Source organism: Actinopolymorpha pittospori (assembly GCF_014873875.1).
In the GTDB taxonomy this organism is placed as follows: Bacteria; Actinomycetota; Actinomycetes; order Propionibacteriales; family Actinopolymorphaceae; genus Actinopolymorpha; species Actinopolymorpha pittospori.
Map to the genome: position 1 here is coordinate 9608693 of NZ_JADBEM010000001.1, position 25047 is coordinate 9633739.

The following is a 25047-nucleotide window of genomic DNA, read 5'->3' on the forward strand; positions in this document are numbered from 1 at the left end:
TGGTCCGGCGGGGGCCGCGGTGATCATGCGCCCCAACCGGCGGCCTGGCCGCCCTTGCGTTCTTCTCGGACCCGCTCGGCGTGGCCGCTGGCGCGGTAGGCCGCGATCGGGTCGGGGTCGATGCCGAGATCCTCGCGTACTTCCCGCAGCAGCGGACGCACGTCGGTGTTGTAGGCGTCCATCAGCACGGCGTTGGAGCCGAGCACGTCACCGTCGCGCTGCGCGGCGGCGAGCGCGTCGGAGTCGACGAGCAGCGCCTTCGCGGTCGCCTCCTGGACGTTCATGATCGAGCGGACCATGGCCGGCACCTTGGGTTCGAGGTTGTGGCACTGGTCGAGCATGAACGCGACGTTGGCGGCGGCGTCCAGAGCACCGGCCTGGACGATCTCGTGCATGATGCGGAACAGTTGGAAGGGGTCGGCCGCACCGACCATCAGGTCGTCGTCGGCGTAGAAGCGGCTGTTGAAGTGGAAGCCGCCGAGCTTGCCCTGCCGGAGCAGGAACGCCACGATGAACTCGATGTTGGTGCCCGGAGCGTGGTGGCCGGTGTCGACGAGCACCTGGGCCCGCTCGCCGAGGGTCACGCAGTGGGCGTAGGACGTGCCCCAGTCGGGGATGTCGGTGGCGTAGAACGCCGGCTCGAAGAACTTGTACTCGACCAGCATCCGCTGGTCGGCGCCCAGCCGCTCGTACGTCGCGGTCAGGGCCTCGGCAAGGCGGTCCTGACGGGCGCGCAGCGAGTCCTGCCCGGGGTAGTTCAGGCCGTCGGCGAACCACAGGCTGAGGATGGACGACCCGGTCGCGTCCATGATGTCGACGCACTCGAGCAGGTGGGCGAGCGCCTTCTCGCGGATCGCCGGGTCGGGGTTGCAGACGCTGCCCAGCCGGTAGTCGTCCTCCTGGAAGACGTTGGGGTTGATGGCTCCGAGCGCGATGCCGGCGTCCTTCGCGTGGGCGGCGAGGTCGGCGTAGTCGTCGACCTTGTCCCAGGGAATGTGCAGGGCGACGCTCGGCGCGACGCCGGTGAGCTTGTGTACGAGGGCCGCGTCGTCGACCTTCTCGTAGGCGTTGCGCGGCACGCCCTCCTGGGCGAAGACCTTGAACCGCGTGCCGGAGTTGCCGTAGGCCCAGGACGGCGTCTCGATGTGCTGGGCGCGCAGGGCGGACTTGACACTTTCGGCGGTGGCGTTGGCGGCCATACCACTCATCTCCCGTCCAGCCGGCTCAGTCGAGGTGGAAGACCTCGGTGAGCGGTCGCATGTCGGTGTCGGCACTGCCCGACTCGAGTTCCTCGAAGTACTCCGCCATCTCGTCCTGCCAACGGCGGTTGATCTCACGCTCAGCCATACCCGCCCGCGCGGCCTCGAAGTCGTCGGTTTCGAGATAACCGACCAGCAGGCCGTCGTCGGTGAGGAAGAGCGAGTAGTTGTGCCATCCGGTCTCACGCAGAGCCTGCTGCATCTCGGGCCAGACGGCCCGGTGACGCTCCCTGTATTCGTCGAGACGATCAGGCCTGACCCTCAGGAGAAAGCACACCCGTTGCACGGCACCGCCTCTCTCCGTCGAAACCTCGCGGGACACCCCTTCCACCGCTCGTCGAGCGGCGGCGTCTGAATCGTTTCATAGATGGTAGGGAGGGCATGCGGACAGGGTCAACGGGAGGGTCCCGGTCAGGACAGGCCAGATCCGGAACGCCGGTCGGACCAGCTCCTCCGGCTCCTCGCGCCCGTCGTACCGCACCGCTTCCGGCACGGCACTGCTCGTGTTCGCCTGGTCGCCGGGGTGGATGAGAACACCTTGTCCTACTGGGTAGTGCGCGGCTGTGCGCAACCGCCTGACACCATCGGGGCAAGGAGCTCCACTGGCGTGACTCCGCCCCCGACCTTCCAGTCGTCCACTCCGATCGCTCCTGGAGTAGCCCGTGACCGACCAGACCCTTCCCGCGACCGACGCGCTCGCCGCGACCGGGATCACCGGCCGCCCCGTCACGATCGCCGTCGTCGGCGCGGGCAACCGCGGCTCCGCGTACGCGAGGTGGGCGGCGGCGCACCCCGAGCGCGTGCGGATCGTCGCGGTCGCCGAGCCGCGTGAGTACCAACGGAAGGTTCTCGCCGAAGCCCACGGCATCCCGGCCGAGCAGACGTTCACCTCGTGGCGGGACCTCGTCGCCGCGGGCAAGCTCGCCGACGCCGCCATCATCGCGACGCAGGACCACGACCACGTCGAGCCGGCCGTCGCACTCGCCGACCAGGGCTACCACCTGATGGTGGAGAAGCCGATGGCACCGGATGAGGAGGGCTGCCGGGCCCTGGTCGACGCCGTACGCCGGGCCGGCGTGATGTTCGCGGTATGCCATGTTCTTCGCTACACGCCGTACACCCAGCTCGTCAAGCAGGTGATCGACTCCGGTCGGCTCGGCGACATCATGAGCGTCCAGCACCTGGAGCCTGTCGGCTACTGGCACGTCGCCCATTCCTACGTGCGCGGCAACTGGCGACGTGAGGACGAGTCGTCGTCCATGCTGCTCGCGAAGTCCTGTCACGACATCGACTGGCTGCGCTACGTGGTGGGCGCGCCGATCGAGCGGGTCTCGAGCTTCGGCCGGCTCTCCCACTTCCGGCCGGAGAACCAGCCCGCCGGTGCTGCCGAGCGCTGCCTGGACTGTGCCGTCGAGTCCACCTGCGCCTACTCCGCCAAGAAGCTCTACCTCGGCCAGATCCGACGAGGCGACACCGGTTGGCCGCTGCACACAGTCACCGACGACCTCACCGAGGACGGCGTCACCAAGGCCCTCGCCACCGGTCCCTACGGCCGTTGCGTCTACCGGTGCGACAACGACGTGGTCGACCACCAGGTCGTCTCGCTGGAGTTCGCGGGTGGCGTCACCGGCACCTTCACGATGACGGCGTTCGCGGAGAAGGGGCACCGGCGTACGCAGATCTTCGGCACGCAGGGAAGCCTCGACTGCGACGGCGAACACGTGCGGGTCTTCGACTTCCTGACCGACCGCACCGAGGTGCTCTCGGTCGCCGCGACCGGGTCGGACGCGGGCTCGGGTCACGGCGGTGGCGACGCGGGGCTGGTGGACTCCTTCATCGCCGCCCTGGCGGCGGGTGACCCCGGCCTGATCCGCTCCGGCGGGTTGGAGTCCCTGGAGACCCACCTCGCGGTGTTCGCCGCCGAGCGCGCCCGTCACGCGGGGACGGTCGAGCCGGTGGAGGCGGTCACGGTCGGCTGAGCGCGCGGCCGGGCGGGTCCGCTCATGATCAGTCTCTCGACCGTCCAGGTGACTCCGACTACAGTCGCGCGACATGAAGCCTGCTGATCTCGCACTTCTGCGGATCCCTGGAGCACCAGCGCTGTCTCCCGACGGGCAGACCGCCGTCGTCTCGGTGACCCGGCTCGACCTCGACGAGGACACCTACCGCGCCCAGCTGTGGACGGTCCGGACGGACGGTTCCAGCCCGGCGCGCCCGCTCACCCACGGGTGGCGTGACTCCGCCCCGCGCTTCTCCCCCGACGGCCGCTTCCTCGCGTTCGTCCGCGCGGCCAAGGACGGGAAGCCCCAGCTGTACGTCCTGCCCACCGACGGCGGCGACGCTCGGCAGGTCACCTCCGACGACCAGCACCCGCTGGGCGTCGGCGCGCCGGTGTGGAGCCCCGACTCGACCCGGATCGCCTACGTCACAAGGGTTCCGGAGGAGGGGCGGTACGGCACCAAGGAGGACGTCGGCGCCGAGCAGGAGCCACCGCGCCGGATCACCACCCTGCGCTACCGACTCGACAGCACCGGCTTCGTTCTCGACCGCCGGCCGCACGTGTTCGTCCTCGACCCCTTCGTCGAGGAGCCGACGCCGCTCCAGGTGAGCACGGGAGACTTCGACCACGCGGACGTGACCTGGAGCCCGGACTCCTCGCTGCTGGCCTTCACCTCCGCACGGCACGAGAGCCGGGACGTCGACCTGCGCAGGGACGTCTTCGTCTGCACGCCCGAAGGTGAGGGACTGCGGCGGGTCACCGACACGACGCTCAACGTCGCGCAACCGGCCTTCGGGCCCGACGGGCAGACGCTGTACTTCCTCGGCGAGGACCTCGGCCCCGACGGCCGCGACTTCGTCGCGCGGCTGACCGGGCTGTTCGTCGTACCCGTGGACGGGACCGAGCCACCCCGGCGCCTCACCGACCCGGAGCGCTACCACTTCGGTGCCGCGCCCGCCCGCACCGTGGTCACCACCGACGGCGTGCTGTTCGGCAACGAGAACCGCGGCGCGATCGACCTGGTGCTGGTGCCCTTCGACGGTGGTGAGCCACGTCCGGTCCTCTCCGGCACGCGGCAGGCCACCGGCTACGACGAGGCGGCCGGGGTCGTGGTGGCCACCGTCACCACCGGCACCGACGCGGGCGAGGTGGTGGTCGTCAGCGACGGGGAGGAGCGCCCGCTGACGTCGTTCGGCGAGGAACTCTTCTCGACCGGGCGGGTCCGGCCCGTCGAGGAGATCACCGCGACCGCCCCTGACGGCTACCCCGTGCACGGCTTCGTGGTGCGGCCCGACGGCGAGGGTCCACACCCGGTCCTGCTGATGATCCACGGCGGGCCGTTCGCACAGTACGGCTGGACCCTGCTGAACGAGGCCCAGGTCTACGCCGGCGCTGGATACGCCGTGGTGATGGGCAACCCCCGCGGCTCCTCCGGCTACGGTCGCGCGCACGGCACCGCCATCCGTCACAACGTCGGCGAGGTGTCCGCCACCGACCTGCACGCGCTGCTCGACCACGCGCTCACCGCCCCTGACCTCGACTCGGACCGGGTGGGTGTGATGGGCGGGTCCCACGGCGGGTTCATGACCACCTGGCTCGCGGGCAACAGCGGTCGCTTCCGCGCGGCGATCAGCGAACGCGCGGTCAACGCCCTCGACAGTTTCGTCGGCTCCAGCGACATCGGCTGGTTCTTCGGCGAGCAGTACTACGGCGACCCGGAGCAACGGGCCCGGCAGAGTCCACTGTCGCACGCCCACAAGATCGAGATCCCGATGCTGATCATCCATTCCGAACAGGACTGGCGGTGTCCGATCGAGCAGGCGCAGCGGCTGTTCGTCGCGCTGAAGCTCCGGGGTGTCGAGGCCGAACTCCTGCTGTTCCCCGCCGAGAGCCACGAACTGTCCCGCTCCGGCCTGCCGAGCCACCGGATCGCCCGCTTCGACGCGATCCTCGACTGGTGGGAACGCCACCTGCGCTGAATCGGCCGCCCGGACAGCGGATCGATCCTTGCGGAACCCTCACCGGGTTCTGAGAAGATCGGCTTTACAGCGATGTAGAAGATTCAAACCGCGACTCCAGGAGTCCCTGTGCCCGAGGCATCCCCCACCTCGTCCGCGACCGGCGGCGCCGCCGCGAACCCGACCGACGCCGGCCTGCCCCGACCCGAGTACCCCCGCCCGCAGTTCGTCCGCCCCGACTGGCTCAACCTCAACGGGCGCTGGCAGTTCGAGATCGACCGCGGCGACTCCGGCCTGGAGCGTGGCCTGGTCGACCGGGAGCTCGGCGCCGAGATCCTGGTGCCGTTCTGCCCGGAGTCCGAGCTGTCCGGGATCGGCGACGTCGACTTCCTCGAGGCGGTCTGGTACCGCCGCACCGTCCAGGTCCCGGCCGAATGGGCCGGCCGGAAGGTGCTCGCGCACTTCCAGGCGGTCGACCACGACACCACCGTCTGGGCCAACGGAGTCGAGGTCGCGTGGCACCGCGGCGGCTCGACGCCGTTCAGCGCCGACCTCGGCGAGGTCGCCGGCCAGGAGGTCACGCTGGTCGTTCGGGCTCGTGACCACAAGGCGGGCCCGCAGGCCCGAGGCAAGCAGTCCGACCGCTACGCCAACCACGACTGCCACTACACCCGCACCACCGGCATCTGGCAGACGGTGTGGCTCGAGCCCGTCCCGGAGAGCCACCTGCGCCGGCCGAAGGTGACGCCGGACGTCGCCGCAAGCGCCTTCCACGTCGAGGTTTCGCTCGCCGGGCCACGGCGCGGCCTCGGCGTCAAGGCGACCTTGTCCGACGGTGAGGGCGTCGTCGCGACCGCGCGCGCCCGGGCCGACCTCGACCTCGCCGTGCGCCTCACCCTCGCCATCCCGGCGGAGCGGGTGCGGCTGTGGTCCGTCGGCGACGGTTTCCTCTACGACCTCGCGTTCGAGCTCCAGGACGCCGAGGGCAACGTCGTCGACGCCGCGACCAGCTACGCCGGGCTGCGTTCGGTCACCATCGACGGCAAGGCCGTCCTGCTCAACGGCGAAGCGGTCTTCCAGCGCCTCGTCCTCGACCAGGGCTACTACCCCGACGGCATCCTCACCGCGCCCGACGACGCCGCGCTGCTCGCCGACATCGAACTCTCGGTCGCGGCGGGGTTCAACGGCGCGCGCCTGCACCAGAAGGTGTTCGAGGAGCGTTTCCTCTACCACGCCGACCGGCTCGGCTACCTCGTCTGGGGCGAGTTCCCCGACTGGGGGTGCAACGTCGGCCGCGATGGCGACAACCAGCAGCCGACGGCGACCTACATCACCCAGTGGCTGGAGGCCGTGGAGCGCGACTACTCCCACCCCTCCATCATCGGCTGGTGCCCGCTCAACGAGACGCGGCAGCACCTGCACGACCGGATGACGGTGCTCGACGACGTCACCCGGGGCATGTTCCTCGCCACCAAGGCCGCCGACCAGAGCCGCCCCGTGCTCGACAGCTCCGGCTACTCCCACCGGGTGCGCGAGGCCGACATCTACGACTCGCACAACTACGAGCAGGACCCGGTGAAGTTCGCCGCGGCGATGAAGGGCCTCGCGGACGGGAAGCCCTACACCAACGACGGCGGCGCCGACCGGCCGTGGTCGGTCGCCTACGCCGGACAGCCCTACTTCTGCAGCGAGTTCGGCGGCATCTGGTGGAACCCCGACGCCCGACCGGAGGAGAACTCCTGGGGATACGGCGAGCGCTGCCGGACCCTGGAGGAGTTCTACACCCGCTTCGAGGGCCTCGTCGCCGCACTCCTCGACGACCCCGACATGTTCGGCTACTGCTACACCCAGCTGACCGACGTCCACCAGGAGCAGAACGGCGTCTACCGGTTCGACCGGTCGGAGAAGTTCGACCTGGAACGCGTCCGGGCCGCCCAGACCCGTACCGCCGCGATCGAGAAGCGCAACGGCTGACCCGCACGTACGCCGTCGGCGCCGGCATCCCGTCCGGCGCCGGCGGAGTACGACCGATCGCGCGTCCGGTCTTGGCCAGGCCCCGTCCGGCCTCGGTCACGGCGCCGGCCCGCGCGGCTCTCGCGGCGCGGACGTGCGTAGGCTGCTGGTCTCATGACCAGCCCATCTCCGCTCGACGTCCTCACCGCCGGCGTCGAGAGCTATTCGCCTTACCTGCAAGGCTCCGGCGAGTTGCACGACCCGGTCTTCGACGAGCCGACGCAGTACGGCACGGCCTATCACGCGCTGTGTCAGGCCGTCCTTGCGGTGACCGGCCCCCCGGCGGAGCGCGCGCGCCACCTGGACAACGCACGCCGCGCGCTGGACGCCGCCCTCACCCACACCGCGGACCCCACGCTCGAGCCCACGGGGTCGTCCTTCTCCCGGGCGAACGGCTCGGTCCGGCGTTCCAACCACCGCGACTTCACCTGGCCGCCCATCCTGAAGACGTTCCGGATCCTGCGGGACGCGGGCGACGAGCGCAGCGCGGAGTTCGCCGAACGCATCGCGGCCGTCGACATCACCCAGTCGTTTCGATCTCGTCCCCCGTCGAACTGGGCCTCGGTGTGGCTGTCCGGGGAGTGGATCCGAATCCGCGAAGGGCTCTCACCTCACACAGTCAAGGACGTCGACGGCTGGCTCGGCGAGTTTCTCGCCGACCTGCTGCGACCCGACGACGGCTTCTACTTCGAGCCCGGAAAGCCCAACTCCTACGACCTGTTCACCCGCTTCCACATCGCCGACCTGCTGGTCGAGGGGTACGACGGTCGCCACCGCGAGGACCTGGAGCGGCTGATGGCCACCGGCCTCGCGCGCAGCCTCGCCGTCCAGCTGTCCGACGGCTCGCTCGCCTCCGCCCACCGCAGCACCGGACAGACCTGGACTCTCGGCGCGCAGATCGCCTTCTTCACCCAGGCCGAGAGGTTCTTCTCGGCCCGCAACGACAGCACCCGCGCGCGGCAGGCGGGCGAGGCCGCGAGCCGCGCGTTCACGTCAATGAGGCGTTGGCAGCGGCCGGCCTCGACCTTCAGCCCGGTGGAGAACCTCCTCCCCGCCGGCTACCGGGTCGGATACGAGACGTACACCGGAGACGGCCACTACGCGAACCTCGCCCTCGCCTTCCTCGCCTGTGCGGTGCAGGCGGGGTTCCGGGCCGACAAGCCGGCCGTCCTGGAACGCCCGCCCGCCGTCCGGGCCGAGCACGTACCCACCTTCCGCGGCGTCGCCCACACCGGTCGGTACTCCGTCGCGGTCAACGCTGATCCAGCACCCGCCTACGACGGGTTCGGCATCACCGACCTCACCTTCGGCCCGGGCCGCCACCTGCAGTTCGCCTCCAGCGTGCGGCACGTCGAGAGCGGCGGATTCCTCAACCTGGGAAGCGCGACGCGGGCCGGCGGCGTGCGCGGCGAGATCGATGTGCTGGCCCAGCGGACCTTCACCCTGGACGCGCCGATCGAGGGCACCGAGCGGGCCGACGGCGCGGGCCTTCGACTGAGCGCCCGTGGCGAGGACGGCGCGCCGTACCAGCTCGAGGTGTCCGTCGGACCGGCCGGTGTGGAGGTCGAGGAGTCGACGCCCGGGGTGGTCGCCAACCGGACCTTGCTGATCCCCTACCTGCGCGACCTGGGCAGTGGCACCGAGACCGTCGTCGAACGCACCCCTGACGGTGTTCGGCTCGTGCACGGCGTGGAGGAGATCGCGATCGGTGTCGACGCGGAGGTCGAGGCGATGGTGCATCTGCCGTACGGCTTCGAGAACCGGCGCGGCCTGTGCGGCCTGGTCCGACTCGATCTCGCCGGACCCGCCGAGGGTGTGCGCTTCCACGTGGCCGTCGTCCGCTGAGGGGGGCTCCCCAGCCGCACCGGCCGAACCGAACAGACAAGGGTCCCGCACACGAAGCCTCGTGTGCGGGACCCTCGCCTCTCGGCACTCGGGATCACCCCTCGTGCGGGTGTCCCTCGTGCGCCTTCGTCAGTCGCGCAGATCCAGCCAGCGCACCTCTTCCGGGCTGAGCTCCACCTGGAGGGCGGCGAGCGAGCTGTGCGTCTCCGCCATCGCGCGCGGCCCGATCAGCGGGAACGTCGGGAAGTCCTGGTGCAGGACGTACGCCAGCGCGATCGCCGTCGGGTCGACACCGCGCCGCTGCGCGAGGTCCTGCGCCCGGGCGAGCCGCTCGAAGTTCTCGTCGCTGTACCAGCAGCGCACCAGCTCGGCGTCGGAACGGTCCTCCGGCTTCGCCCGGCCGGTGAAGAAGCCGCGCGCCTGACTCGACCACGGCATCAGCGCGAGCTGGTTCGTCTCGAGCCACGTGCGCGACTCGTCGTCGCTGACGGCGAGGCAACCGGCCCACGGCACGTCCATGGCCCGTGCCAGGCTGAAGTTGTTGCTCACCGCAACGAACGGTTGACGGCCATTGGCCTGCGCGTAGGCGTTCGCCTCCGCGATCCGCTCCAGCGTCCAGTTGGACCCGCCGAAGGCCTTGATCCGGCCGGCGCGGAAGTGCTCGTCGAGCACGTCGACGAACTCCGACACGGGGTAGTCGGTGTTGTCGCGGTGCATGAAGTAGACGTCGACGTAGTCGGTCTGCAACCGTTCCAGCGACTCGTGCAACTGACGGGTGATCGACTCCGGGTCGCAGTGGGGGGTGTGCGCACCCTTGCCGATGACGACGACCTCCTCCCGGATGCCGCGGTTCTTGATCCACTGTCCGAGCACCCGCTCGCACATGCCGCGGCCGTAGATGTAGGCCGTGTCGAAGGTCGTACCGCCACGCTCGAAGAAGTCGTCGAACATCGCCGTCGCGTGCGGCAGCGCCGTCTGGTTGTCGACGCCCATCACCAGGCGGGACACCGGCTTGCCGACACCGGGGATCTCGGAGTACCGCATCGTGTGCTCCGAACGCCGGGCCAGCGGGCGTCCGTGGACGGTCGGGCGGTCGGCGTCAATCCGCTCGGACGGGTAGGTCAGGCCGATCGCCTGCCGCCAACTGTCCAGCGTCGCGGCGGTTCCGAGCGAGTCGGCCCAGCTCATCGCCGGCGACTGCCGCTCCGCCAGGTGGTCGGCCACGCTGTCGGCCTCGGCCGCGTACAGCGGGGTCTGCTCCACCTCGACGTGCCGGTCCTCCTCCCCGATGCGGTAGACGTCGATGCCGGAGGAGCCGCCGTCCCGGCCGGGCAGCCACGAGTTGGCGACCACGAGGTAGCCCTCGCTGCCGACGACGCGCACGACGTTCTCGGCGCTGTGCCGGATCCCGGTCACGACGTGCGCGGACACCCCGCCGGCGAAGGTGAGGTTGGCCGCGGCCCACTCGTCGACACCGGTCTCACCGACACGGCCGACGGCGGTGAGCGACTCCGGGTCGGCGAACGGCTTGCCGACCGCCGCACCGGCGATCAGGCGCGCCATCGTGACCGGGTAGCCGCCGACGTCGAGGATCCCGCCGCCGGCGAGTTCCGCGTCCCAGAGCCGGCTGCCCGGGTTGGGGCGGGAGCCGAAGGCGAACGACGCCTCGATCTGGTGGATGGTCCCGATCGCGCCCTCGCGCAGGAGTTCGAGCAATTTCTCCGTCTGCGGCACGCAGCGGTACATGAACGCCTCCATCAGGAAGACGTCATGCTCGCGGGCGGCCTCGATGACGGCCATCGCCTCGGCGTGGTTGACCGTCAACGGCTTCTCGCACAGGATGTGCTTGCCGGCCTCGGCGGCCCGGATCGCCCACTGGGCGTGCTGCGGGTGAGGGGTCGAGATGTAGACCGCGTCGACCTCGTCGTCGTTCAGCAGTTCCTCGTAGCTGCCGTAGCCGCGGGCGCCACCGAACTCGGCGGCGAACTTGTTTGCCTTGTCGATATCGCGACTACCCACTGCCACGAGTACGCCAGTTCTCGAGGCCGGAAGGTCTGCTGCGAAGCGGCGGGCGATGTTGCCGGGGCCGAGGATTCCCCAGCCCAGCTTCCCGTCCGCACGTGTGATGTCTCGTCCCATGCCACCAAGCCTTCCAGGCCGGGTCGACAACCTCATCGTCGAGCCGCATCCGGTCGCCAGGCTGGCCGAAGTCGGACAGGAGTGACTCCGGTGCGCAGCCGCTCCACCACCCTGGTGGTTCGATTCCGGCACCGTGGGTTCGCCAGTGTGATCCACTCTTGCCCGACGCGGAGCCCAGTGCAAGTCTTCTCTGCCCACACGGGGTCACAACCGAGTGCATAGCGCAACGACCAAAGGAGGTCGATGGCGATGCCGACATCACGCAGGGCCGCAGCCATATCGCGCCGGCGAGCGATTCAGGCCCTTGGCGGTCTCGGACTGAGCGCGATGGGCCTCCTTTCCGGAGGCTGCACGATCACCAAAGGTACGCCGCCCATTTCCAACATCGGCCTGGACAAGAAACCAGCGCCTGGCCGTAAATCCAATATCGAGGTCTACAGCGTCTGGGGCGGAACCGTCGGGGAGGGAATGGTCAAACTCGCCCAACGGTTCGAGGAGGCCCAACCCGATATCGGCGTCCGCGTCGTCTACGCGCCGGCCGGTATGGGCGGCGGTGCCGTCCAGCAGAAACTCTTCACCGCGATCGCCGGAGACAACCCGCCCGACGTGGGCCAGCTCGTACCGTCCCAGGCTCCACAGTGGGTCGAGCTCGGCATCATGACCGATCTCACCGACCGATATCGGGACGCCGGCCTCACCAAGGACGACTTCTTCCCGCCGATCTGGGAGAGCATCACCTACCAGGACAAGATCTGGCAGGTCCAGTGGGACGCCGACCCCAACTTCCCGTTCTTCTGGAACAAGAACCTCTTCGAGGAGTCCGGACTCGACCCGGAGAAACCGCCGACCACGATCGAGGAGGTCGACGAGTACTCCCAGAAGATCCTTCGGAAGTCCGGTGCCAACGTCACCAAGATCGGCATGATCCCCTGGGATTCCTACGGATACTCCAACTCGCTGTTCACGTGGGGCTTCGGGTTCGGCGCGGAGTTCTTCGACAAGGAACGCGAGGAGGTCACCCCCGACCACGAGTACTCCATCAAGGCCCTGGAGTGGATCGTGAAGTACGCCAAGTCGGTGGGCGGGGCGGACCGGGTGACGGTGACTCCACCCGGCCTGCAGCTCCATCCCTTCAGCACCGGCAACATCGGCATGTCACCGCTGGTCGCTCCGAACTACCGCGACATCAAGGCCAACGTCAAGGAACTCGACATCGGCGCCACCCTGCTGCCGTTCCAGGCACCGGGTGCCAAGGGTCCAGGTGCCGGCGCGTGGATCGGCGGCTGGGGGATGTTCATCCCAGCGACCGCACGGCACAAGGACGAGGCGTGGGAGTTCATGCGATGGGCGGGCGCGACCGATGAGGGCACCAAGGCCCAGTGGGACACCATCGGCTTCCCGCCCGGCTACAACAAGGCGGCCGTGCTCAACGAGATCCGCGACGACCCGATCATGGCGCCGTACTACGACGTGCTGACCACGGCCACCAACATCCGGCCTCCGGTGCCCGTCGCCGACTTCTACTTCACCCAACTCGACGAGCAGATCAGCAACGCCGTCCTCGGCCTGAGCACGCCGCTCGAGGCGATGCGCACCGTCAAGAAGAACGTCATGGACGAGTGGGACCGGTTCCGGAAGGAGGTCGAAGTATGACCACGACCTCGACCACGAGCACCCGAGCCACGCGGCGGGCCACCGGCCGACCTCGGAGCACACCGCAGCAACGGCGTAACTTCTTCTGGGGTCTGGTCTTCACGTCTCCGGCGATCATCGGCCTGCTGTGGTTCACGGCCTACCCGGTGTTGGTCTCCCTCTACTACAGCTTCACCTCGGCGACCATGATGAAGCCGGCGAGCTGGCTCGGTCTCGGCAACTACGAAGCCCTGATGTCCGACGCGAGTTGGTGGAGCTCGTTGTCCAACACGCTCTACTACATCGTGGTGAGCGTTCCGCTGGGCATCGTGGTGGCGCTGATCCTCGCGATCATGCTCAACCTCAACGTCCGCGGCCAGTCGGTCTACCGGGTGATCTTCTACCTTCCCGCGATCGTCCCACTGGTCGCGTCCGCGGTGGTCTGGCTGTACGTCTTCAACCCGCAGTACGGCATCCTCAACACCATCCTCGGCTGGTTCGGGATCACCGGCCCAGGCTGGCTCGCGAGCCCTCAGTGGGCGATGCCGGCACTGATCATCTTCAGCACGTGGGGCGCCGGCAACCTGATGATCATCCTGCTGGCCGGACTGCAGGACGTCCCGCAGGACCTGCACGACCAGGCCAAGGTCGACGGCGCGGGGGTCATCCGGCGGTTCCGGCACGTGAGTCTGCCGTTCCTGAGTCCGCACCTGCTCTTCGCGTTGGTGACCGGACTGATCGCGGGCTTCCAGTTCTTCACGCCGGTCTTCGTGCTGACCAACGGCACCGGCGGCCCGGCCGGCAAGACGCTCGTGTCGGGGCTGTACCTGTACCAGAACGCCTTCCAGTTCTTCAAGGTTGGATACGCGAGCGCGATCGCGTGGGTGCTCTTCATCATCGTCGGCCTGGGAACCGCGCTCGTCTTCCGTCTGGTGGGCCGGCGCGTCTACTACGGCGGAGCATAGGAGGGAATTCGATGGCAGTCGCACAACGTAGTGCCCAGGCCCCTCCCGCCGTACGAGGCGCCGGTTGGAACAAGCTCGCCGAGAAGATCGTCTCCCACGCGTTTCTCATCGCGGCCAGTGCGATCTTCATGGTGCCGTTCTTCTGGATGGTGTCCGGTTCCCTGAAGACCGGCGCCGACCTCAACGCGTTTCCGGTGGTGTGGTTTCCGAACACGCTGACGCTGGAGAACTACATCGCCGGACTGCAGGTCTTCCCGTTCCTGCGCTATCTGTTCAACACCCTGGTGATCTGCGCGTTCTCGATGGTGGGCGCGGCGCTGTCCAGTTCGTTCGTGGCGTACGGGCTGGCCAGGATCGAGTGGCGGTGGCGCACCCCGCTGTTCGTGGTGCTCCTCAGCACGATGATGATCCCGTTCTACGTCACGATGGTGCCGCTCTTCACGATGTTCCGCACCCTCGGGTGGACCGACACCTACCTGCCGCTGATCGTGCCGCACTTCTTCGGGGTGCCCTTCTACATCTTCCTGCTCCGGCAGTTCTTCCTGAGCATTCCCAGGGAGATGTCGGAGTCGGCGCGGATGGACGGCGCCAACGAGCTTGTCATCTACTGGCGGATCATCCTGCCGCTCGCCAAGCCCGCCTTGGCGGCGGTGGCGCTGTTCCAGTTCCTCAACTCCTGGAACGACCTGCTCGGCCCGCTGATCTACCTCAGCGACGCCGACAGCTACACCCTCTCCCTCGGCCTCACCTTCTTCCGTAGCGAGTACAGCTCACAGTTCGGTCCGTTGATGGCCGCCAGCACCGTCGTGGTCATCCCGGTGATCGTGGTGTTCTTCTTCGCCCAACGCACCTTCATCCAGGGGATCACCCTCACCGGCGTCAAGGGGTAGTTCCCACCCAGCCGCCAGCGGGTCGCTGGCTACGTCGAAGCGCCTGGCCGAAGCCTCCTCGGCCGGGCGTTTCGGCGTCCACCTGCCCCACGGCCGCCCGAGGTGCCCGAGGTGTGCCCGCGTCGACGCTGGCCGGTCTGGTCGATTCCGTGGGTAAGCGCTTGCCGACCACTGTCGCCGGTTCCACACTTGCGGGTCCAACTGATGTCTCTCCCGACGGAGGTCGTGGATGAGTAGCGGAAGAACACGGCGGCTCGTGGCCACGCTGATGGCACTGTCGGCCCTGGTGGCGACCGCCCTGCTCACCGAGGCAGGTTCGCTGTCACCACCAGCGGCGGCGGCCGTCACGACCCAGGCCTCGGACTTTCGGCACCCGGGCGTTCTGGTCACCCGTCCGCAACTGGACTACGTGCGCCGCCAACTGGCGCGTGGCGCCGAGCCGTGGACCTCGGCGTACGCGCAGATGCGAGCCAGCACCTACGCGGCGCTCGACTGGACACCCAAGCCCTGGGCGGTGGTCGAGTGCGGCTCGAGCTCCAACCCCAACCTCGGCTGCACCGACGAGCGCAACGACGCGTTGGCGGCCTACACCGACGCGCTCATGTGGTACCTCACCAGGGACGAGCGCTACGCCGAGAAGGCGATCGAGATCATGGATGCGTGGTCGGCGACGATCACCGACCACACCAACAGCAACGCGCCGTTGCAGACCGGATGGTCCGGCGCGTCCTGGTCGCGGACGGCCGAACTCGTCCGTCACACCTACCGCGGCTGGCCGGCCGCGGACGTGGAGCGGTTCGAGCGGATGCTCCGCACGGTCTACCTCCCAGAGATCATCGACGGCGCCCCGGACAAGAACGGCAACTGGGAGCTGATCATGATGGACGCCGCGGTCGGGATCGCGGTCTTCCTGGACGACCGCGCCACCTTCGACCGCGCGGTGAACACGTGGCGTGCCCGGGTGCCGGCCTACATCTACCTCCCCGAAGACGGTCCGCTTCCGGTCCCACCACCGAACGGCACCAAGGACACACCCGAGGAGATCATCCGCTACTGGCAGGGACAGACCACCTTCGTCGCGGGCCTGGCCCAGGAGACCTGCCGGGACTTCAGCCACACCGGATGGGGCTTCGAGGCGGCGTCACACGTCGCCGAGACCGCCTGGATCCAGGGCCTCGACCTCTACGCGGAGGTGCAGGAGCGGATGACGCGGGCGCTGGAGTTCCACGCGAAGTACGACCTCGGTGCGCAACCGCCGGCCTGGCTGTGTGGTGGAACGGTCAAGCCGGGGCTCGGTCCGACACTGGAGATCAGCTACAACCACTACCACAATCGTCGTGGCGTGGCGCTCCCGCAGACGCGACAGCTGATCGAGACCAAACTGCGTCCGACCGGGGCCAACTACTTCCTCGCCTGGGAGACACTCACCCACGCCGACAATCCACAGCCCCGCGGATCGTCCCAGGCACTGCTCTCCGGAAGAAGGTAAGCTCGACGATCTAGCCGGGGACGATCACGTAAAGCCCAGACATGCCGATCGGCCGGGTCCTGGTAAGGACCCGGCCGACACGGAAAGACAAATTCACGGTGTGATCCGACTATGCGGTCGGGCTGTAGCCCGCCAGGATTCACCCAAGGAAAACCCGTTGAACGGGAAAGGACGGAGACCCTTTCAACGGGAGATGGATGCCGGTGGGCCGGGGCGCTTCATTGCGCACCGACTCGCCGGGCATGGAGGACCGGACTAGATCAACCCGTTCCGCGCCGCCCATGCGACGACCTGAATTGGCGCCCGAGCCCCGAGCCGGTCGCAAAGCGCCCGAGAGCGCCTGCGAACTGTCCGGTCGGAAAGCGCTAGCCGACGCGCAATAGCTTCCACAGGAAGCCCGTCAGCCAGCAGTGCCAGGAGCCTGATCTCGTCGTCTGTCACGCGTCGCCTGAGATCAGTCGTCGTCGTGACGTGACTTGGAACGGTGTGATGCGTCGTGGTGACAGCCGGTGCGCCGTACATCCCTTCGGCGGCCACACCAGCCGGTCGGAGTGCCCTCACTACGCCATGGCTGAGATCTGACATGCCCATCCGCCTTCGCGTTGACCCCGTACCCTGCGCGTTAACCCCGTGTAAAAAGAAGCGGCCTGAGTCGTTTCAATGTCCACCTAAGGTACGGGCGCGGCACCGCCTAGTCAACGGTCGGACGCAGGCTGTTCGCGACATCTTCGCGCACAGCATGAACTGTCAGTGACGCCCCATCGCGCACAGTGAGCTCATTGTTAACCGTCCGCATCAGGACGGTTACGAAATTTGCTTGACACGGTCCGATCACGACTCCTCTACTAGGTGTGATCTTCAGCGCGGTAAACGTTCGCCAGCGAGGAGAGGGGCCTGTTCATGGGGCGGATGAGGCGTCGAGCGGCCCTGGCTGCCGCACTTCTCGCACTTGTCGGAACGGCCGCGTGCGCCGGTGGCGGAGGTGACGGCGAGGGATCCGGTGACGGCGTCACGCGGTTCTCCTACCTGCGGCCGACCTGGGGTCCGGCGACCTACACCAAGGACGGGCCCTACGAGAAGGAGCTGGAGAAGCGCGGGAAGGTCCAGGTCGACGTCCAGATCATCCCGGTCGTCGACTACGACACGAAGGTCAACACCATCCTCGCCTCGGCCGACATCCCCGACGTGATCTGGGGCTCGGGTCCGATGTCGCCGACGTGGAAGGAGGCCCAGGACGAGGGCGCCTTCCTGCCGATCGACGCCTACCTCGAGAAGTACCCGGCGATCCGCGAAGCGGTGCCGGCGAGCATCTGGAAGATCCTGGCCGACGACAAGGGCGACACCTACTTCCTGCCCAACCTCATCTGGCCACAGGTTCCGTTCTTCCTCTTCTACCGCGAGGACCTTTTCGAGAAGGCCGGCCTGGCCGAGCCGAAGACCCTGGACGATCTCGTCTCGACTCTCCAGAAGTTGAAGACGGACTATCCCACGATGGTGCCGTTCACGATGGGTTACGAATGGCACGCCAAGGATCTCGCCACGTCGTTCGGCACCAGCATGAACGGCTGGGAGCCCTCGGCGGACGACCCCGACCAGCTCGTGCCGTGGTTCACCAAGGACAAGGAAGTCGACGTCTACTTCTGGTTGCAGGATCTCCACAAACGCGGGCTGCTCGACCCCGACTACGGCGTCAACAAGGAGCCGAACTTCTCGACCGACAAGTTCAAGGCGGGCAAGGCCGTCATGGCGCTGGAGAACTGGGCCGCGTTCCCTGACATCGCCTCTGAGCTGCGAGCAGTCGACCCCGCCGGGAAGGTGGGAGTCGTCTCGCCGCTCGGGGACCTCGGCGGGACGCGGACCGTCTTCCCGGTCGACCGGGGCTTCTACGTCTCGGCCGAGATGGAGGATCCCGACGGCTTCTTCCGCTTCCTCAACTGGACCCTGACCGACGGCGCGGACTTCCGGCGGTGGGGCATCGAGGGCAAGACCTATCGCACGACGGGCGCTACGAAGACGCCGATCCCGGACACGGAGCGTGAGAAGTCGTACCAGGGTCCGCAGGTCGAGCCGTTGAGCTTCCTCTCCCCGTTCAGCGAGAAGCTGGACTGGAACCAGATGCAGCTCGGCTTCCAGTCGGCGGGCGTCGGTGACCGGTTCGACTACATCCGGGGGAAGTTCGACGCCTACACCGCCAAGGACTACCCCGACTACCGGGACCCGACCGCCCGTTCGGCCACGGAGGACAAGAAGGGCACCCAACTCTTCGAGGACTACCTCCAACGGGTCACCGAGAGCACGATCATGAACCACGACGTCACCCGGGCCGACTGGCAACAGGCCGTGGCGAAGTGGCGGGCCGCGGGCGGTGACGACATCATCCGCGAGGTCAACGCCGCGCAGAAGGACAGGTCGAAGCCGAACTACATTCCGCGATGACGACGGTCCGGCGACCGGCTGGCGCCACGGTGGCGCCAGCGCGCCCAGCGGCTGGAGGACGCCTCCGGCGTACGGCCCACGACGTCTGGCGCTACCGGTGGATCTACGCGCTCATCGCTCCGACCATCATCTATTTCGTGATCTTCGCCTACCTGCCGATGATCGGGTTGCAGATCGCGTTCAAGGACTACCGCGTCTTCCGCGGTATGTGGGAAGGCCCGTGGGTGGGGTTCGAGCACTTCCAGACGATGTTCGGCTCGGAAAAGTTTCCGCAGCTGATCCAGAACACGTTGCTGATCAGCTTCTACCGGATCATCTTCGGCTTTCCCGTGCCGATCATCTTCGCGTTGCTGCTCAACGAAGTACGCCGGATGTGGTTCAAGCGCAGCATCCAGACGGTGACGTACTTCCCGCACTTTCTTTCCTGGGTGGTCTTCGCCGGCATCGTGGTCAACATTCTCGGGCCGACCGGAATGGTCAACACCCTCCTCGTCGGTGCGGGCGACGACCGGATCAACTTCCTCACCAATCCCGACACCTTCCGCTCGGTGGTGGTGATCACCGGTGTCATGAAGGAGTTCGGCTGGGGGGCGATCATCTATCTCGCCGCGTTGTCCGGTATCGACCAGCAACTCTACGAGGCGGCCCGGGTCGACGGTGCGGGCAAGCTCCGCCAGATCTGGCACGTCACCCTGCCCGGTCTGCGCCCGGTGATGGCGGTCCTGTTGGTGCTCTCCCTCGGCAGCATGCTCGACGCCGGCTTCGACCAGATCTTCCAGCTCCAAAACGGCGCCGTGCTCGAGGTCGGCGACATCATCGACACCTACGTCTACCGGGTCGGCCTGCTCGACGCGCAGTTCGAGCTCGCCACCGCCGTCGGCATGTTCAAGGGCGTCGTGGGCCTGGTCATGATCGTCACCGCCAATTACGTCCTGCGCCGCATGGGTCAGCGGTCCATCTGGTGAGGAGGCCGTCGTGAGTACGCCGTCGACGTCGGAAGCAGAACTCGTCCGGTCCGAGGAGGCCGTGCCCCGCCGGTCCCATCTCGACCGCAACCCGTGGTGGGGCGACCTGATCATCCACGTGGTGCTGGTGGTTCTCGGTCTGGTGACCGTGCTGCCGATGGTCAACATCCTGGCTCGGTCGCTGAGCACCAGCGCCTCGATCGCCGGCAACCCGCTGATGCTCTGGCCGACGTCGCTCACGATGGAGGCCTATCTCTACATCTTCGAGACGCCGGTGCTGATGCGGTCGTTCGGCATCACGGTCTTCGTCACCGTGGTGGGTACGGCGTTGAACCTCTTCTTCACCACCACCGCGGCGTACGGGCTGTCGAAGACCTACATTCCCGGCTACCGCTTCCTGATGTGGCTGGTGATCGTCCCGATGCTGTTCGGCGCCGGGCTGATCCCGACCTACCTGCTGCTCAAGGGCCTCGGGCTGATCAACAGCATCTGGGTGCTGATCATCGTCGGGCTCGTCTCGCCGTTCAACCTCATCCTGATGCGCAACTTCTTCTGGAGCCTGCCCGCCGAGATCGAGGAGTCGGCCCGGATCGACGGAGCGTCGGACCTGCAGGTCCTGTGGCACATCGTGCTCCCCCTGTCGAAGCCGGTGATCGCCACGATCGGGTTGTTCTACGCCGTCGCCCACTGGAACGACTTCTTCACCGGACTGTTCTTCCTCACCGACAGTTCGAAGTGGCCGCTGCAGGTGGTCATGCGGTCGATCATCATCGACCAGAGCATGCTGGGCATGGGCGGCGGCAACGCACCGAACCAGGACCTGCAGAAGATCGTCGTCTCGGCCGACAACATTCGCGCGGCGACGATCATCTTCTCCATCGTGCCGGTGCTGCTGGCCTATCCGTTCCTCCAGCGCTACTTCGTCAAGGGCATCATCCTCGGCGCGGTCAAGGGCTAGTCAGAGGCTGATCGCTCCCGGGCCCCCCGCATCACGGCTGGCTCGCGGGCCCACCATCGCGGCCCGAAACAGAAGAACCCCTGCCACGAAAAGCTCGTGGCAGGGGTCCTTCGGACGACGAAAACGTCAGGCGACGTCGGGGGTCGCGCCCTCGGGCACGGCCTCCGGCCGCTCGACCGTGCTCTCCACCTCGACCGGCGCGCCACCCTTGGCGCCGGACTCGAGCAGCGACTCCATCACGTCGAGGACGTGGAAGGCGAGGTCGCCGTTGGCGCGGTGCGAGGTGCCGTTCTGGATCGCGCGAGCCATGTCGCCGAGGCCGAAGCCACGACCGGAGTCGGCGTAGCCGCCGGACACCGGAGCGACCGTCCACTCCTTGCTGCCCGCGCTGAGGACCGCGACCTCACCGGCGAAGGTGTTGGGGTCGGGCACCGACAGCGAACCCTCGCTGCCGTAGACCTCGATGCGCGGCAGCTTCGCTCCCCACACGTCGAAGCTCGTGACGACGGTGGTGAGGACGCCGGACTCGTGCTCGAGAACGCCGGTGATGTGGGTGTCGACCTCGACCGTGAACGTCGTTCCCTGCTTGGGCCCACTGCCCACGGTCCGCTCCTGGCGGGCGCGGCCGACCCGACCGGTCACCCGTGCGACCGGGCCGAGCAGGTTGACCAGCGAGCTGAGGTAGTAGGGGCCCATGTCGAGCAGCGGGCCGCCACCTGGCTTGTAGTAGAACTCGGGGTCCGGGTGCCACGGCTCCGGGCCCGGGCTCACGAAGAACGCCGTCGCCGCGGTGGGTACGCCGATGTCGCCACGGTCGAGCAGGACCCGAGCGGTCTGCGTGCCGGTGCCGAGGACGGTGTCGGGCGCGCAGCCGATCCGCAGGCCCGCCTGCTTGGCCACCTCCAGCAGGGGGCGAGCCTCCTGCCGGGTCGCGGCGAGCGGCTTCTCGCCGTAGACGTGCTTGCCGGCGTTCAGCGCGGCCAGCGCGACCGAGGCGTGTGCCGCCGGGATGGTGAGGTTGAGCACGGCGTCAACGTCGTCGTCGGCGTACAGCTCGTCGGGCGTGAGCGCCCGAACGGAGTACTGGTCGGCAGCGGACTTCGCCCGCGCGACGTCGAGGTCCGCCGCGGCGACCACCTTGACGTTGGACAGCTTGGCCATGTGCTCGAAGTAGGCCTTGCTGATCGTGCCGATACCGACGACGCCCACCTTCAGCGGCTCGCCCATAGAAGTCCTCTCTCGATGACGGTGCGGACCTCGGGGGTGTCGAGGTCGTCAAGCTTGTGACCGACCGTACACACGAAGACCCGTCCGGATCCCCACGGCTTGGTCCAAACGGCCGGCATCGTGACGCCGTCGATCCAGGGGTAGTCCGGGTGCGCGGCGAACGTCGTGGACGCGAGGACGTCGATGCTCGGGTCGGCGTGCACGTAGTACTGCTCGGTGTGGACGGCGAACCGCTCGATGCCCTGCACGATCGGGTGGTCGGCCCGGTCGGCCGCGACCTCGACCTCGTGGTCGACGAAGCCGCCCGGGTGGCAGATGAACTGCCCACCGACCATGAAGTTGTACTCCAGGTCGGCGCGGAAGGCGTCGGCGATGCCGCCGTGCCAGCCGGCGAGGCCGGTGCCGGCGCGGACCGCCGCGTCGAGCCCCTTGCGTTGTTCGGGAGTGATCTCGCCCATGGTCCAGATCTGCAGGATCAGGTCGGTCGCGGCGAGCAGGTCGGCATCCAGGTAGGAGTCGAGCGTGTCGGACACTTCGACGGTGAAGCCACTCTCCTGGAGGAACGGGATGAAGCGATCGGTCGACTCGACCGGGACGTGGCCGTCCCAGCCTCCCCGGACGACCAGTGCGCGGCGCGAGCCGGGCGTCTGTGTGGGTGTTGTCACGGGCGTCACGCCCCTCCTGTACGAGCCCAAGTCAGCCATGACGGTAGGACCCTGTGTCACGCAGGGCAACGGCAACCCCCACCGCGTTCAGCATGTGAGAAGCCGTGCGCCAGCGGTGTCCGGAGGTTGCCAACGGAGTGACCCAGCGTGGCGCGCGGACGGCGGGTGCGCCGGGCCCCGTCGGCGACCCGCGCGTCACGGGGGCGCGGCGTCTTGGTGGGCTGGCGCTGGAGGGTGGTTGGGGCATCAACGGGGTCAGGTACGGCAGGGTGATGGCGGCGCCTTCACGCGCCGAGGCCCGGCGCTGTCGCTGCCGGCGTTCTCCTCGTCACGACGCGCTCACGCTTCACCTCGCGACATCGGACAGGCTCTAGGCTGGCGGCGTGTCCGCAACGTCCATCGACCCGCTCCCCTCGCCACGCCCCTTCGAGCTGGTGTGCGAGGTCGAGCCGCCGACTCGTCCCGACCTCGGCCACATCCGTCGGCAGATCGAGGTGCTGGCACCGGTGGCCGACGCCTTCCTCGCGCCCGACAACCACCTCGGCCGCGCCACGATCTCCAGCGTGGCCGTCGCGCACGAGATCCAGCGCGCCGGAGCGCCGGGGATCGCCTGCCTGAACTCCCGCGACCGCAACCTGCTCGGCCTGCGGCGTGACCTGCTGACCGCGGCGGCGTACGGCGTGGAGCGGTTCGTGTTCGTCTACGGCGACAAGCCGACTTCGGGTAACCGCGCCAGCGACCTGACCGTCCGCGCCATGTTGGAGGAGGTCGGCGCCCTGGCCGAGGAGCCCGCGCTGCGCGGCGCCAACTTCCGCGCCGGGGTGGCCGCCGGGCCTGGCCGGTTGCCGGCCTGGAAGCGCGCGGCCGACTTCGTGTTCGCCCAGGTGAACTTCTCCGTCGAGGACCTCCTGCGCTGGCGGGAGGCGCAGCGCCTGGACTGCCCGGTCTTCGCCGGTGTGATGGTGCTCGCGAGCGAGGGGATGGCCCGCCGGCTCGCCGCAGCGATCCCCGACATCGACATTCCGGAGGAGCTGATCCGGCGGGTCGGTCAGGACAAGCTGGCCGGCGTCGAGGCGGCCTGCGAACAGGTGGAGCGCATCCGGGAGAGTGGCGCGTTCGACGGGGTGCACCTCGTCACGGGCGTGCGCTTCCGACCGGTCGCCGAATGGTTCACCGAGCGCGGGCGCGGTCGAGGAGCACCGTGAGTCCGGCCCAGTCGGAGGCGTAGTCGGGCCAGACCTGCGCGGCGAGATCGTCGAAGAGACCGGCGGAGGCGTCGACCAGGTCGAGCACGCTGTCTCGACCCGAGTCCTCCTCGGGAATCAGGTCGAGCACGCGTTCGAGCACCTCGTTGCCCGGCCCACCGTGACGGTGGTGAGTCGTACCCATCTCGTGGTCCCGCAGCAGCATCGCGAGCTCCAGGCACGCGCGGGGCAGCTGCAGCGCGAGGTGGCCGCCCATCAACAGGTCGTCCCGGGCGTCCTTGACGACCGCCAGCGCGGCGGTGAACCGGAAGTCGTAGATCTGCGCGGGAAGCTCGGGAAGCCGGAACGCCTCGGCCGTACCGGTGACGCGTCCGGTCGGGGAATCGGGGAGCACGACCTGGCGACGCACCGCAGGAAGCGCCTCGGACTCGGAGACCGCGAGGAGATCGACCCAGCGGCCGTCGCGGTAGACCACGCGAACCCCGGCGCCTCCGTCGCGCTCGGTCGCCTGGTAGGTCCAGGCGTGCCCGAGGAAGCCCAGCCAGTCGGGGCTCGCGACCTTGTGAACGTCCTCGACCGGCACGACCAGGGCGACGTCGAGGTCACTCCACTCGTCCAGGTCCCCGGTGGCCGCCGAGCCGTGCACCCACAGCTCGCTGACCGCCCGGTCGGAAGCGGCCGCCGCCGCGATCTCACACAGCGCGTCCGAATGCCAGGTGCGTTCGCCCATGGCGCGGCCTCCTCGATCGTCCTCGCCCACCCCGTCGCGCAGGGGTACCAGTTCGTCGCACTGGGGCACTCGACCGTCTCCGGCTGAGTGCCCCCTCGACGTCGAAGCGTGGTCCGGGCGTACAGACGTCTCGCGCGGCTGGGACGCATCCGGCGCGTGGATGGTTCCAGCTGCTGGGATGAGGGCGCGCCAAACTGACCGCGGATCGGGAAACCTTCCCAACCCTTGGAGCAAATCACAGGTCGCTCTCAGGTTCACAGGCGAAGCTCCGGGCGTATCCGCTTCATCGCCCGACCATGAGGGACCCGAGGTGTTGACCTATTCCGACCTGGAGCTCGACGAGAACGCGCACGAGGTTCGCCGGCGCGGCGAAGCTGTGCGGCTTTCCCCGACCGAGTTCAACCTGCTCCGTTACCTCCTGATCAATGCCGAAAAAGTAGTGAGCAAGTCACAGATCCTGGACCGAGTTTGGGACTACCAGTGCGGTGGTGACAGCCGCATCGTCGAGTCCTACATCAGCTACCTGCGCCGCAAGATCGACGTCCACGACCCGAAGCTCATCCACACCATCCGCGGTGTCGGCTACACGCTGCGGATCCCCCGCGGCGCGGCCGCCGCACGCTGACGGCACGTGCTGGTGCGGCCCTTCCACCCGCACACACCGCGCTGATC

General features: G+C 68.2%; 20 protein-coding genes. 13 read left to right on the plus strand and 7 right to left on the minus strand.

Translation table 11 applies throughout. The features are described 5' to 3' along the window. Nucleotides 1–23 precede the first annotated feature (23 nt). The gene (rhaI, locus tag HEB94_RS44425) at nt 24–1208 is read right to left on the minus strand and encodes an L-rhamnose isomerase (RefSeq protein WP_337918398.1); all 1185 of its coding nucleotides are present in this window, start codon (nt 1206–1208) and stop codon (nt 24–26) included. 16 nt (nt 1209–1224) lie between these two features. Further along, entirely contained in the window at nt 1225–1590 is a 366-nt protein-coding gene (locus HEB94_RS44430; protein ID WP_337918399.1) for an L-rhamnose mutarotase, read from the minus strand. A gap of 331 nt (nt 1591–1921) precedes the next feature. On the opposite strand from HEB94_RS44430, the gene HEB94_RS51845 reads away from it, so the two are divergent. The 4 genes from HEB94_RS51845 (at nt 1922) to HEB94_RS44450 (ending at nt 9074) form a co-directional block, all read left to right on the plus strand. After that, complete coding sequence (locus HEB94_RS51845) at nt 1922–3238, plus strand: Gfo/Idh/MocA family protein (protein ID WP_337918400.1); 1317 nt, start codon at nt 1922–1924, stop codon at nt 3236–3238. Between the two features lie 73 nt (nt 3239–3311). Further along, entirely contained in the window at nt 3312–5237 is a 1926-nt protein-coding gene (locus HEB94_RS44440; protein WP_192755412.1) for a S9 family peptidase, read from the plus strand. Nucleotides 5238–5345: 108 nt separating this feature from the next. Then, nucleotides 5346–7190, plus strand: a complete 1845-nt coding sequence (locus tag HEB94_RS44445; protein ID WP_192755413.1) for a sugar-binding domain-containing protein — start codon at nt 5346–5348, stop codon at nt 7188–7190. 153 nt (nt 7191–7343) lie between these two features. Next, on the plus strand, nt 7344–9074 hold the full coding sequence (locus HEB94_RS44450; protein ID WP_192755414.1) for a hypothetical protein: 1731 nt from the start codon (nt 7344–7346) through the stop codon (nt 9072–9074). 129 nt (nt 9075–9203) lie between these two features. Here HEB94_RS44450 and HEB94_RS44455 read toward each other — a convergent pair whose 3' ends face one another. Beyond that, on the minus strand, nt 9204–11213 hold the full coding sequence (locus tag HEB94_RS44455; protein ID WP_192755415.1) for an aldo/keto reductase: 2010 nt from the start codon (nt 11211–11213) through the stop codon (nt 9204–9206). Between the two features lie 327 nt (nt 11214–11540). Here HEB94_RS44455 and HEB94_RS44460 point away from each other — a divergent pair, with 327 nt between their 5' ends. From HEB94_RS44460 to HEB94_RS44475, 4 genes are all read left to right on the plus strand, one after another. Continuing rightward, nucleotides 11541–12866, plus strand: coding sequence for an extracellular solute-binding protein (locus tag HEB94_RS44460; protein WP_192755416.1), 1326 nt, complete (start codon nt 11541–11543; stop codon nt 12864–12866). Continuing rightward, complete coding sequence (locus HEB94_RS44465) at nt 12863–13810, plus strand: carbohydrate ABC transporter permease (RefSeq protein WP_192755417.1); 948 nt, start codon at nt 12863–12865, stop codon at nt 13808–13810. The genes HEB94_RS44460 and HEB94_RS44465 overlap by 4 nt, the downstream gene beginning before the upstream one ends. An 11-nt stretch (nt 13811–13821) precedes the next feature. After that, nucleotides 13822–14700: a carbohydrate ABC transporter permease gene (locus tag HEB94_RS44470; RefSeq protein ID WP_192755418.1), complete on the plus strand. Its 879-nt coding sequence runs from the start codon at nt 13822–13824 to the stop codon at nt 14698–14700. A gap of 229 nt (nt 14701–14929) precedes the next feature. Continuing rightward, the gene (locus HEB94_RS44475) at nt 14930–16189 is read left to right on the plus strand and encodes an alginate lyase family protein (RefSeq protein ID WP_192755419.1); all 1260 of its coding nucleotides are present in this window, start codon (nt 14930–14932) and stop codon (nt 16187–16189) included. Nucleotides 16190–16444: 255 nt separating this feature from the next. Here HEB94_RS44475 and HEB94_RS44480 read toward each other — a convergent pair whose 3' ends face one another. Beyond that, entirely contained in the window at nt 16445–16780 is a 336-nt protein-coding gene (locus HEB94_RS44480) for a LuxR C-terminal-related transcriptional regulator (RefSeq protein ID WP_202896871.1), read from the minus strand. Between the two features lie 318 nt (nt 16781–17098). Between HEB94_RS44480 and HEB94_RS44485 the strand changes: the two genes are divergently transcribed. From HEB94_RS44485 to HEB94_RS53995, 3 genes are read left to right on the plus strand one after another with little or no spacing between them, the layout of a single operon-like run. Next, entirely contained in the window at nt 17099–18625 is a 1527-nt protein-coding gene (locus HEB94_RS44485; RefSeq protein WP_192755420.1) for an extracellular solute-binding protein, read from the plus strand. Next, on the plus strand, nt 18622–19590 hold the full coding sequence (locus tag HEB94_RS44490) for an ABC transporter permease (protein WP_192755421.1): 969 nt from the start codon (nt 18622–18624) through the stop codon (nt 19588–19590). Before HEB94_RS44485 ends, HEB94_RS44490 begins: the two co-directional genes overlap by 4 nt. Before the next feature lie 10 nt (nt 19591–19600). Further along, nucleotides 19601–20548 carry a carbohydrate ABC transporter permease gene (locus tag HEB94_RS53995; RefSeq protein WP_337918402.1) on the plus strand — a complete coding sequence of 316 codons (948 nt, stop codon included), beginning with the start codon at nt 19601–19603 and terminating at the stop codon, nt 20546–20548. Between the two features lie 126 nt (nt 20549–20674). On the opposite strand, the gene HEB94_RS44500 is transcribed toward HEB94_RS53995, so the two are convergent. Both HEB94_RS44500 and HEB94_RS44505 read right to left on the minus strand, forming a co-directional pair. Then, the gene (locus HEB94_RS44500) at nt 20675–21775 is read right to left on the minus strand and encodes a Gfo/Idh/MocA family protein (RefSeq protein ID WP_192755422.1); all 1101 of its coding nucleotides are present in this window, start codon (nt 21773–21775) and stop codon (nt 20675–20677) included. Further along, nucleotides 21760–22440 carry a ThuA domain-containing protein gene (locus HEB94_RS44505; RefSeq protein WP_337918403.1) on the minus strand — a complete coding sequence of 227 codons (681 nt, stop codon included), beginning with the start codon at nt 22438–22440 and terminating at the stop codon, nt 21760–21762. The genes HEB94_RS44500 and HEB94_RS44505 overlap by 16 nt, the downstream gene beginning before the upstream one ends. Nucleotides 22441–22823: 383 nt before the next feature. Between HEB94_RS44505 and HEB94_RS44510 the strand changes: the two genes are divergently transcribed. Then, on the plus strand, nt 22824–23645 hold the full coding sequence (locus HEB94_RS44510; RefSeq protein ID WP_337918404.1) for a methylenetetrahydrofolate reductase: 822 nt from the start codon (nt 22824–22826) through the stop codon (nt 23643–23645). Here the strand turns inward: HEB94_RS44510 and HEB94_RS44515 are convergent. Beyond that, nucleotides 23611–24375, minus strand: a complete 765-nt coding sequence (locus HEB94_RS44515) for a nucleotidyltransferase domain-containing protein (protein ID WP_192755424.1) — start codon at nt 24373–24375, stop codon at nt 23611–23613. The two genes, HEB94_RS44510 and HEB94_RS44515, sit on opposite strands and share 35 nt — an antisense overlap. Nucleotides 24376–24685: 310 nt before the next feature. Here HEB94_RS44515 and HEB94_RS44520 point away from each other — a divergent pair, with 310 nt between their 5' ends. Continuing rightward, complete coding sequence (locus HEB94_RS44520) at nt 24686–25000, plus strand: winged helix-turn-helix domain-containing protein (protein WP_337918405.1); 315 nt, start codon at nt 24686–24688, stop codon at nt 24998–25000. Nucleotides 25001–25047 lie beyond the last annotated feature (47 nt).